The following is a 10291-nucleotide window of genomic DNA, read 5'->3' on the forward strand; positions in this document are numbered from 1 at the left end:
TGTAGTGAGCGGGCTTGCCCCGCGCTGGGTGGCGAAGCCGCCCCAAACCAGGCGACTTGGTTTTATCTGGCACTCGGCGGTGTCTTTATTGGGGCGGCTTCGCCACCCAGCGCGGGGCAAGCCCGCTCACTACAGGTTGCTTCTGTGCTCTCAAAAGATGTGTGGCGACATGACATCGTCAATCAAACCACTCACGGCGGCCTTCGAAGGTGCTGATGATCAACGCCACAATCATCCGCACCGCCTCCGCATCCCCCACTTGCGCATTCACTGCCAGCCACACGTGGCGCTGCATGCTCTCGGCCAACAACCCCGGCAACGCCACAAGCCCCCGGTCAAAACTGCTCATGTAGTGCGGCAGCAACCCAATACAGGCGCCACAACGAATCATCTCCAGCATCAGCGAATACGCATGCACCTGCACCACCGCCGCCAAACGCTGCTCCACCACCCGATTCCACGGCTGCAGCGCGCCAACCTGCGCATCCGGCTGCCACTGCACCAGCATGTAGTCATTCAGGTCTTCCACGCTGTCCGGCCGTGTCGTCAGCCGTGAATAACGCTTGGCGATATGCGGCAAATATTGCAGCCGCGCCAGGGCCCGTGGCGGCTCAGTGACAAAGCTCGGGCCCGGCACCGGGCCGTCGGCGTCCGACAACCACAGCACCACGTCTACCTCCACTGCTTGCAGCGACAACTGGCTGTCGATGGAGATGATCTCCAGGCGCACGCTGGCGTTGCGTCGCAGCAAGGCAATCAGGTCGCGCCCAAGGATGTCGTGCAGGATCGGCTCAGCCACCGCTAGCCGAATCAGCGGTTGCTCCGTGACCGGCAGGCGCCGCTCATGGGCCAGGGCAATCAACTGAGCCTGCAACTGCTGACCATCGCGGCTAAGTACCAAGCCATTGCCCTGATAGGTGAACAGCGAATGGCGCAGATGCTCTTCCAACTGCGCCAAGCGCTTGCGCAACAGCGTCGCCTTGATATTCAAACTGCGCGCCGCCTGCATGAAACAGCCGCAACGCGCACTCACCAGAAAGTAGCGCGCCACCTCCGGGTCAATCTCATTGGCCAGGACCAGCCAGGTACTACGCCCCTCGCCAGGTGCGCGATAAGCGGACGGCCCCTGAAGGCCAGACGGTTCTAGAAATGCCATGGGAGACTCCCTGTCTTGTCTGTCTGTGCATCCAATGCGGGTTGAAACGCGTTACTCCAGCACCTTGTTCAGCTCTGCGCCGTCGATACTCAGGGTCGCGGTGTTAAGCATGCCTTCGAGGTAAGCCTTGGCGATCTGCTCCTGGCGCTGGGTGCGCAGGGCCTGGGTCAGGCGTTCGCGCAGCTCGTCCAGGGTCGCCGTGCGCGCCGGTTGCTGGCCGGTGAGCTTGAGCACATGGAACCCTGCCGCACTCTGCACCACATCCGATACGGCACCGACCTTGAGGCGCGACACCGCAGTGCGCACTTCCGGCACCAGTTGCTGCAATGGCTGCATCCCCGAGTCCCCACCTCGCGCGGCAGAGTCGGTGTCCTGGGAAAATTGCGTGGCCAGGGCGGCGAAATCACCCGGTGCCGCCTGGGCGCGGCGGCTCAATTCCTGGGCCTGGCGGCGTACTGTGTCGAGGGTTTGCGGGTCATTCACCGCGAGGAAAATCTGACTCACCCGATACAACGGCGGCGTCATCCATTGCGACTTGCCGCTGTCGTAGGCCTGTTGCAATTCAGCCGCGCTGGGGTAGTCGGCCGGCACCTGGCTGACCGAGAGCATGTAGTCGCGAAACACGATTTGCTCAGTGGCAGCTCGCGTTTGCTGTTCCACTTCCGGGCGCTGGCGCCAGCCTTGCGCGTCGGCCTGTTCGAGCACCGCCTTTTGTGCCAGACGTGAACGGATCCAGGTCTCCAACGCACCTCGGTTGCCGCGTAATTGCTCGCGAGACTCGGCCGGCAGGCTGGCAAGCACGCTTTTCAGTTCCGTCAGGTCGATCTGCTGATTACCCAGGCGAGCCACCGCTGGACCGCTCGGCGCAAGGTTGAGCACCGGTGCCGGTTGCTGAGCCGCCACCGGGTCGCTGCCCGGTCGCACGCTCAAACCCACCGCCACCACCAGCAGGGCCAGCGCACCCGCGCCCACCATCAAGGTTGGCTTTTTCACAATACGGGCGCCTCGACGTCGGCCTGGGCCTGCAACTGCGCCGCCTGCTGGCTGTATTCACGCAGGTAGACGATAAACTCCTGCAACAGGCGATCCCACAGTTCCAGCTGGCTGCGCAGGTGCGTGGCGCCAACACCGGCCACCACCACGTCCATTTCCATCAGCAGGAATTCGCCCTGCACCGATAACCGCGCAAAGCGCCGCGAGGCGTTCCACACCTGGGCCAGGCCTTCAGGCAACTCGCCCTGGATACGCAGCGCGCAGCTGTAGGTGAAATCCACGTAGTTGCCCTGCTCCGCCGCCGGGTTGCCGAAGCGCACGGCAAAGCCGATGCCCTGGCTGGCGCTGAGCAATTGCACGATACCGTTCTGCTCGGTCTGATTGACCCGGTAGCCGGATTCCTGCAACAGCTCGGTGAGGCTCTGGGTGGTGACGCTGGTGATCAATTCGCTCATGGAGATCTCTTCCCTGTCTATCAATGATTGGCAGTTGCCTGAGGCGCGTCGAAACGGCTCTTGTACAAATCATCGCCAAAGCCCTGGGCCAGTTCCTCGAACTTGACCCGCGCGCTGCTGGCGAACGGCTGGCGAATACTCATCACCTCGGCCACGTCGATTTTTTCGTAGGCCGCGAGCAGTTGCTGGGCCACGCCGTACATCTGTTGATTCTTGACTGAACATTGCTGCACTTGTGTGTCACGTTCGCTCAGTTGTGCCTGCAAGCGAGCGCGCTCGGCTTCTTTACCCTTGGCGAGCACCAGCAGTTCGTCATAAGCCTTCTTGAACTTGCCGATCTGCTCATTGCTCGCCGCGACCTGGGCTTGCGCCTGACTGTGCAGGCTCTGTTGCTGGCCGGCCATTTGCTCGGCCACGCCACGGGTCTTCTCCAGCTCAGCGGTCAGTTGCTTGATTTGCGCCTGGGCCTGCTTGGCCTGGGTTTCAGCGGCGATACGCGCCGCACTGGCCTGAGCCTGTTCGCTTTGCAGCGCCTGCAATTGCTGGGTGGTGCTGCGCAATTGCGTACGCAAGCGCTCCTCCATGCCTTCAGCCGAGGCCGCCGTGGCAACGAATACCAAGAGCAGCCCGCAGATTCGCGTGTTCATGTGGCATCTCCCTGCGCATCAAAAGCGCGTGTTGAGTTCCAGTTGCATCACATCGACTTCGAACGGCTGGCCATACACTTCGGACGCGCTCAACCAACGCGCACTGGCGTAGATGTTCTTTTCGATGCCGTAGTTGGCGCCGATGAAGTACCCCTTGGCGTTGGTGCCGCCCAGGTGGAACGAGGAATCGTTGAAGCCGTCGGGCAAGGCGTCGGGCTGGATGTATTTGTAACCGGCCAGCACATTCCAATCGCCGCGCTTGCGCATCTCCAACGCGCTGCCGAGGGTGAACGAGACCATCAGCGCATTGCCGCCACTTTCAAACTGGCCTTTGCTGTTGATGTTGTTGACGATCTCGCCCTCGCTGCGCTTGAGCATCTCGCCCTTGTCGTAAGCCAGGTTGTGGATGAAGTTAGCTTGGCTGCGCAGCTTGAAATCGCTCGGCAGCTCGCTGTCCCAGACCAGGTTGAGGTCCAGCACATCGAACTTGGACGCCAGGCCTACGAACTGCGGGTCGGGTGTTCTGGCAGGATCAGCCGGGTTGGTGGTGTTGTTACGCAAGTTGAACACGGTGTTGCCTTTTTGCATGAAGGCCACGCGCGTGCCGTCGGTGTCGCAACCCGCCGCGCCCGCCCATGGCGCGCAAGGGCTGGAGCGCTCGCCTTCGATGTCCTGGAACTGGTAGTAGGCAGCCGCCAGCTTGAGACGGTTGCTGCGATTGATCTTCCAGTCAGCGCCAATCTGCCCACCGAACAGCCATTTGGTCTCGCTGTCTTCCTTGTCGATACCGTTGGCGCTGGCAGTGTCGGAGGTGTATTCGACCGGGAAGGCGCCGAGCGTGCCGAACAGGCCCCATTCACTATTGAGGGCGTGGTTGAAGACTGCGGCCACACCGTCGAAGTTGAGGTCGTTGGAATACATCATGTCGGTGGAGTAGAAAGGGTTGCCGATGCGGCCGGCGGTCAACTTCATGTAGTCGGTGGTTGCCCAGGTGAGGTAACCCTGGTCAAGCCAGACGTCTTTTTTGCCGAAACCGCCGCCCAGGGTTTGGGTGGTGGACACCGGGTTATTGTCAGAGCCGGTGGCGATGCGTATGCCGGCTGTCCAATCCGGAGAGATCACCGCCTTCATGCCCAGGCGTGCGCGCAGGCGGAACAGGTTCTCACGGTCCTCGCGGGTGTTGAGCAAGGGTGGGAACTTGGTATTGGAGTTTTTGTTGACGTCGTAGGGGCCGGTGTCATTGAGCTTCGCGAAGTCAGTGATGTTGTTGCTGTTGTTACCCGAAAAATAGCGCGACTCGTCGCGCAAACGGATATCGCCATCAAAGCTGATGCGCGAGATCCAGTCCGGGAACGTATTGGGCTGCGCCCAGTTTTCCTGCTTGGCGGTGGCCATGACCTCGGCCTTGACCTGATCGCGGATCTGATCCTTGACCGCCTGCGGCACATATTGCACACGCACGTCGCCGGGCGCGGCGACCGGGCCTGCGGCAACCACCGACGCGGCATTGGCCTGGCGTGCCTGCTGGGCTTCCTTTTCGGCCTGGGCGATCAGCCCATTGGCGGTTTCCTGCTTGAGCACGCCTTGCTGCACCAACAGGCGGATCAGGTTGATAGTGACGTTTTCCGAGGGCGCGACCGGGGCTGCAGTCGCCTGGCCGACCAGGGTCGCGATGACCATGCCGACCGCCAGGGTCAGTCGATTCACGGGGGAAATCATGTGTACGCAACTCCTGTAAAAAACCGTTGAAAAAAGCATTCAATTAATCCGGGCGCCGGCCCTTCAGGGACAGGCGCATGGGCAGCGTCAGCGAGGCCGGCGGCTTCTGTGTGGAACGCGGTGCACGTATCAGCGCGAGCATCTGGGCATCGGTCTCGGCATCCCCGCTGGACTTGGCCACCAGCGCTTTAGTGACCTGGCCATCGGTGCCCAACCACAGGTCTATCTGTATCGAGAAAGCCTTCTTGCGTAATTCCGGGTCTTCGCGCATCAGCCGTTGATAGGTGCCGGCCAGGTACTGCTTGTACGTGCCGGTACCCAACCCGCCGCCGCCACCGCTGCCGGCCATGCCGCCGCCCTTACCAGCGCCGATGTTGAAACCGTCATTGCCGGACTGAGCGTCGCCATCGATCTGCATCGGGTTGGCCAGGTCTTCGTTGGGCGAAGGCGGCGCTTCCTCGGCCGGCTTGACCTCTTCGGGTTCGGGGCTTGGCACCGGCTCCGGGACTTTTTCTTCGACCTGGGGCTCGGGCTCCTTGGGTTTCTCTGGAGGCGGTGGCGGTGGTGGCGGCAACGGGATAATCGTCGGCACCTTGGGCGCTTCGCGGCGCACGCCACTCATGTCATTGGCCCACTGCCACAAAAACCAGGCCGCCACGGCGCCCAGCAACAGGCCCGCGCCCCACTTCAACGGGCGCAATGGCGGCTTCTTTTTCACGGGCAGTGGCGCGATTGGGATCTGTGCGGTCATGGCTCAGCCCTGGCTCGGCTTGCCGGTGACCAGCCCGACCTGGGACAGCTCCAGCCGGCGCAGCAAGTCGAGCACTTCGATCACCTTCTGGTACTGCACCATCGCATCGCCGCGCACGATCACCGGGAAATCCGGGTTCAGCGCTTTCTCGATACGCAGGCGCTCTTCGAGTTCGCCAAGGGTCACCGGGTACGCGTCAAGGAACACCTGGCCGCCGTCGTTCACGGAGATCGCCTTGGTCTTGGCCTCCGACAACGACACCGAAGCGCTGGCCTTGGGCAGGTGAATCTGGATACCCGAGACCTGGGCAGTGGCGGTGAGGATAAACATCACCAGCACCACCATCAGCACGTCCACCAGGGGCGTGATGTTGATGCTGTCGACGGCGGCATCATCGTCATCGTCGTGGGAGGCATTTACAGAAGCCATGGCAACTCTCCTCAGGCCGGAACCGGTGCGTGATGCGGTGCGCGGTGCGCGGCTTCACTGTGCTGGCTCTCGCCGTGCATCTCCGCCAGGCGGGTGATGAACTCATCGACAAACACGCGCATGTCCGCACTCACTTCCTTGTTGCGCGTGATCAGGCGGTTGTAGCCAAACAGCGCCGGGATCGCGACAAACAGGCCCATGGCCGTGGCCAGCAAGGCCGCCGCCATACCCGGCGCGATGGCATTGATGTTCACGTCACCGGCCATGGCGGTACCGAGGAACACCACCATGATCCCCAGCACCGTCCCGAGCAGGCCGATGTACGGGCCGCCGGCGATGGCGTTGGACAGGGTCGAGAGCTTGGAGCTGAGGGCCTGGTTTTCGCGGGTGCGCACGCCGTCCATGGAACAGCGGATGGCTTCGATGGTGGCAGCCGAGACCGACGAGGTGTCGGCGCCCTGGGCGCGACGGGTGCGGATTTCCTTGACCGCCACCAGGTACAGGCGCCACAGCGAAGAATGGGTCAGGCGCTCAGCCAATTGCGTGTCGTCGGCGTACATTTCCAGGCGGGTGCCGATCTGCGCGAAATGCTCGCGGAAGACCTCGTTGGCACTGCTGAGGCGGCTGACCTGACGGTTCTTGCGCAGCATGATGACCCACGACTGGAACATCATCGCCACCAGCACCAGGATGATCACCCAGGCGTCGACCGGTACGGCATTAAGCAAGAAGCCCAGGCTGCCGAAGCCCATGCCGGACTGTTCTTCATCCACGCCATAGGCCACCAGCTTCGACTCGGCGCCCTGGGCGCTGGCGTCGGCCAGCAACAGCGCGGCCGGGCGCGCCACCTTGGACAGGCGCAGCTCATCGATGGCCCCGGCGAATGGCTGGTGCGTGCTGCCCGCTTCCGGCAGGTCGGCACCAATGGCCAACTGGGAATTGAACGCTGGCAAGGCGACGGCGAGGGTCGCGGTTTCGCGGCCATTCACATACAACGAGACCTTTTCACCCTCGGCGGTGAACGCCAGGTGCTGCCATTGGCCGGGGTTCAGCGGTTGGGTCGACACGGCGCGCTGGCCGTCGATTTCCACAAACGGCATACCTTGGTTCAAGCCCAGCAGCAGGTTGTGAGAGCCGTCGCGACGGGCCAGCACCACTTGCTCGCCACTGGCCTGGTCCAGGCGCAGCCAGGCACTGAAGGTGAATGCGCCACCGGCTGCGTGCTGCAACGATGGGCTGGCCGGCAACATCAAGGGCTGGCCGCCGAACTGCAAGGCGCGGCCGATCACGCCGTCAATGCTCGCGCCAGTGGCGTTCAGTGCAGTGTTGGCGTAGGCCGTGGTGTCCCGGGGCGGTGTCGCATTGGCCCCATCAAAGTGGTAAAGCGCGGTGTAGTTCGGATCAAACGTCAGTTGGCCGTTGGCGGTGGCCGGGGCTTTCTGATTGCCGTAGTACATCCACAGGTCCTGGCGCTGGCCGCCTTCGACCTTGGGCACATCGACCCAGATCAGCGCCATGCCCATCAACGGGTCGAAGCTTTCGATCTGATGGTTGAACACGGTCTTGTCATCGGCGCTGACAAAACGCAGGTCGGCACCGTCTTCCTTCACCCCGTCAAAGGTGAAATTGCCCGTGTGCAGGCGCACCAGCAGCGCGGTGCGGCCCAGGGCCTGGTTGATCGCGGCGCCTTGGGCGGTGGTGTCTACCGAGATCTGTTTGCGGTAGTGCCAATCGTCCTGCCACCAGGCATGGGCGGTGGCCGGGAGCGCGAAGCCCAGGCAGATCAACAGGCTCAGGAATAGGCGTTGCATGGGTGAAGTCTCCGAAAGAAAAAGTCAGAAAGTCGCCTGCACACTGAAGTGCAGTCGCGAGTCCTGTTTCTGGGTGTTCGGTCCATCGAGCAGCGGGTAGCCCCAATCCAGGCTGCCGGACAACCATTTGCTCAAACTGGCGCGGGTGCCCAGGCCGACACTGGCCAGGCTGTATTCGTCTTCTTGCTCGGGCAGCGGGTCGTGCAGGCGCATGCGCGCGCCTTCGGCGAACGCATAAAAGCGCCATTCCTGCACATAACTGCCGAGAAACTTGGCCATGGACGGCGTGCTCAGTTCCTGGGAGAGCAAGTAACCCTCATCCCCGGTGCGCTCCGCCGCCAGGTAACCGCGCACCGAGGTGGCGCCGCCGGCGGAATACTGCTCGTTGGAGACCAGCGGCCCCGAAGCCAGCTGGAAGCCACTTTTGGTGGCTGACTGCCAATCGTTGGCGAAGGTGTAGGTGTAATTCAGGTCGCCCTTGAGCACGGCAAAACTGGCGCTGGCCTTGTAGCGCTTGTAGTCGAACTCCTCGGCGTCGCTGCCATAACCGAAGAACGCACGGGTGCCGACGACCAGGTTCAAGCCAAGCCCCAGCTGGGATTGCTCGGTGTAGCGATAGCCGTTGTAGCCCAACGTGAATGGCGCGTACTTGAGCGGCACTTGGTCGCTGCTGGAGCCAAATTTCATTTCCTCGTCGAAGTCCTTGAAGTCGACCCCGAACGAGAACGAGTTGGCCCAGTTACCGGCAGCGGGCAGGTTGTAGATCGCCGACACCCCATAGGAATGCCCCTTGCCCAACACGTTGCTGCCGCCGATGGTGGCGATGTTGCTGTCGGACTGGTAACCGGAGAACTGCAAGGTCCAGCGCTCGTTCAACGGGGCGGTATAGGAACCGGACCAGACCTTGGCATTCTCAGTGTCCTGGGGGGCGGTGAAGTACGTCAGCGAAATGCTGTGGCCCAGTTGCCAGAGGTTGTCGTAACCCAGGGTTGCCACCGAGCGCAGCTTCTCGGTGTCGGCGCTGTAGTCGTTGTTCAGGCCGAGGCTGGCGTGCCAGGGGTTCTGGTCTTCCACCTGCAAATCCACATCCATGGTGCCGGGGCGCTGGCCTTCGCGTACCAGCGGCGTGACCTGACGCCCGGCACTGCGGTTGAGGCCGGCCAACTGGGTTTGCACCGTGGCAAAGTCCGGCACCGCGCCCTCTTCCAGCGCCGGCACCTGCTCGCGGATTTCCACCGGCGAATAGTGCTTGGCGCCGACCACACGCACGCGTCCTACCTTGGTTTCGCTGACTTGCAGGTAGACGATACCGTCGTCGACCTTCTGCTCCGGCAGCTCGACAAACACCGACTGGTAGCCCCGCGACTGGTAGATCTTCTGCAGCGCATCGCGGGCGCCTTCGATATCGCCCAAGGTCTTTTGCGGACCGAGAAACGGGTACACAGCCTCCTCGATCGTCGCCGCATCGAGCACCGTGTTGCCGCGCACGAAGTACTCGTTGACGTCGACCTTGCGCGCCGCTTGCTCTTCCTCGGCCAACGCGATTTGCGTCACGCTCCCCAGCGTCACGCAACACAGCGCCAGCGTTAATTTGAACAGATGCTCCACACCGCCCCCTGACATTCTGATTTTTTGCGCCGCCACCGATTGCCCGGCATGCGGCCTGCTCAATTGCTGGTGATCGAGGTGTTGCCGTGGCGTGCCAGCCAGGTGTGCAACAGGGCGAAGTTCAGCGAGAACTCCGGCATGTGCAGCAAGGCGCCACAAAACACGTCACCGATGATTTTCTGGATGAGTTGCACCGCACGCGGGTTATTCAGCAGCGTGGCGATGTCGCGGGTGAGGACATGAAGGCTCCAGACCTTTTGGTTCAGGTCCAGGCCGACGAACCAGCGGAACAGCAGGTTGTAGTTCAGCTGTTCATGCAGTTGCTGCTCGCTGGGTACCGAATACAGCAGTTGCAGCAAGAGGACTTGCAGCACAGTGTGCGGGGCGATCGACATCGCGGATTCGGCCACCAGCCACTCACGGTGCTGGTCGAGCACTTCGTCGATCTGCGGGCGCAGCAACACCAGGGAATGGCCCGCCGGGATGTAGCTGGACACTTCCTTCAACGCGCCCTGCCAGTCGTCCTGAGAGACGATCCACACCCACGGCGCACCGTAGCGGTACACCGAAACCGGCTTCTTGCGCGCGGCTTCAACGATCTTCGACAGGCGCTGGTCGAGCTCCTGCATGCCTACTTTCGAGTAACGTTCCATAGTTCCCACTTGCCCCACTCCTGGCGTCTTGCTGACGGCTGGGGAGGCAGCTTGTGGCGGCCTCCAGCG

At 62.4% G+C, this 10291-nt stretch carries 10 protein-coding genes; all 10 read right to left on the reverse strand.

Annotation, left to right across the window (positions count from 1 at the left end; all coding sequences use genetic code 11):
• Positions 1-178 precede the first annotated feature (178 nt).
• The 10 genes from JBO08_RS22210 to JBO08_RS22255 are packed head-to-tail and all read right to left on the reverse strand — an operon-like array spanning position 179 to position 10222.
• On the reverse strand, positions 179-1156 hold the full coding sequence (locus JBO08_RS22210; RefSeq protein ID WP_065889415.1) for a LysR family transcriptional regulator: 978 nt from the start codon (positions 1154-1156) through the stop codon (positions 179-181).
• Positions 1157-1207: 51 nt separating this feature from the next.
• Positions 1208-2149 (reverse strand): peptidylprolyl isomerase, encoded by a 942-nt coding sequence (locus tag JBO08_RS22215; protein WP_065876186.1) that lies wholly within the window; start codon positions 2147-2149, stop codon positions 1208-1210.
• Positions 2146-2604 carry a YbjN domain-containing protein gene (locus JBO08_RS22220; RefSeq protein WP_065881380.1) on the reverse strand — a complete coding sequence of 153 codons (459 nt, stop codon included), beginning with the start codon at positions 2602-2604 and terminating at the stop codon, positions 2146-2148. Before JBO08_RS22220 ends, JBO08_RS22215 begins: the two co-directional genes overlap by 4 nt.
• A gap of 20 nt (positions 2605-2624) precedes the next feature.
• Positions 2625-3251: a DNA repair protein gene (locus JBO08_RS22225; protein WP_065910646.1), complete on the reverse strand. Its 627-nt coding sequence runs from the start codon at positions 3249-3251 to the stop codon at positions 2625-2627.
• Between the two features lie 18 nt (positions 3252-3269).
• On the reverse strand, positions 3270-4970 hold the full coding sequence (locus tag JBO08_RS22230) for a putative porin (RefSeq protein WP_065910647.1): 1701 nt from the start codon (positions 4968-4970) through the stop codon (positions 3270-3272).
• A 43-nt stretch (positions 4971-5013) separates the two neighbouring features.
• Positions 5014-5721, reverse strand: coding sequence for an energy transducer TonB (locus JBO08_RS22235; RefSeq protein ID WP_065910648.1), 708 nt, complete (start codon positions 5719-5721; stop codon positions 5014-5016).
• A 3-nt stretch (positions 5722-5724) separates the two neighbouring features.
• Positions 5725-6150, reverse strand: coding sequence for a biopolymer transporter ExbD (locus JBO08_RS22240; protein WP_010211136.1), 426 nt, complete (start codon positions 6148-6150; stop codon positions 5725-5727).
• Between the two features lie 11 nt (positions 6151-6161).
• Complete coding sequence (locus JBO08_RS22245; RefSeq protein WP_065946368.1) at positions 6162-7961, reverse strand: DUF2341 domain-containing protein; 1800 nt, start codon at positions 7959-7961, stop codon at positions 6162-6164.
• A 24-nt stretch (positions 7962-7985) separates the two neighbouring features.
• The gene (locus JBO08_RS22250; protein WP_220075269.1) at positions 7986-9569 is read right to left on the reverse strand and encodes a ShlB/FhaC/HecB family hemolysin secretion/activation protein; all 1584 of its coding nucleotides are present in this window, start codon (positions 9567-9569) and stop codon (positions 7986-7988) included.
• A gap of 59 nt (positions 9570-9628) precedes the next feature.
• Positions 9629-10222, reverse strand: a complete 594-nt coding sequence (locus tag JBO08_RS22255) for a transposase (protein WP_065876192.1) — start codon at positions 10220-10222, stop codon at positions 9629-9631.
• Between the last annotated feature and the right edge of the window lie 69 nt (positions 10223-10291).

The sequence above is a fragment of the Pseudomonas sp. LAP_36 genome (genome assembly GCF_019456785.1).
Lineage (GTDB): Bacteria > Pseudomonadota > Gammaproteobacteria > Pseudomonadales > Pseudomonadaceae > Aquipseudomonas > Aquipseudomonas tritici.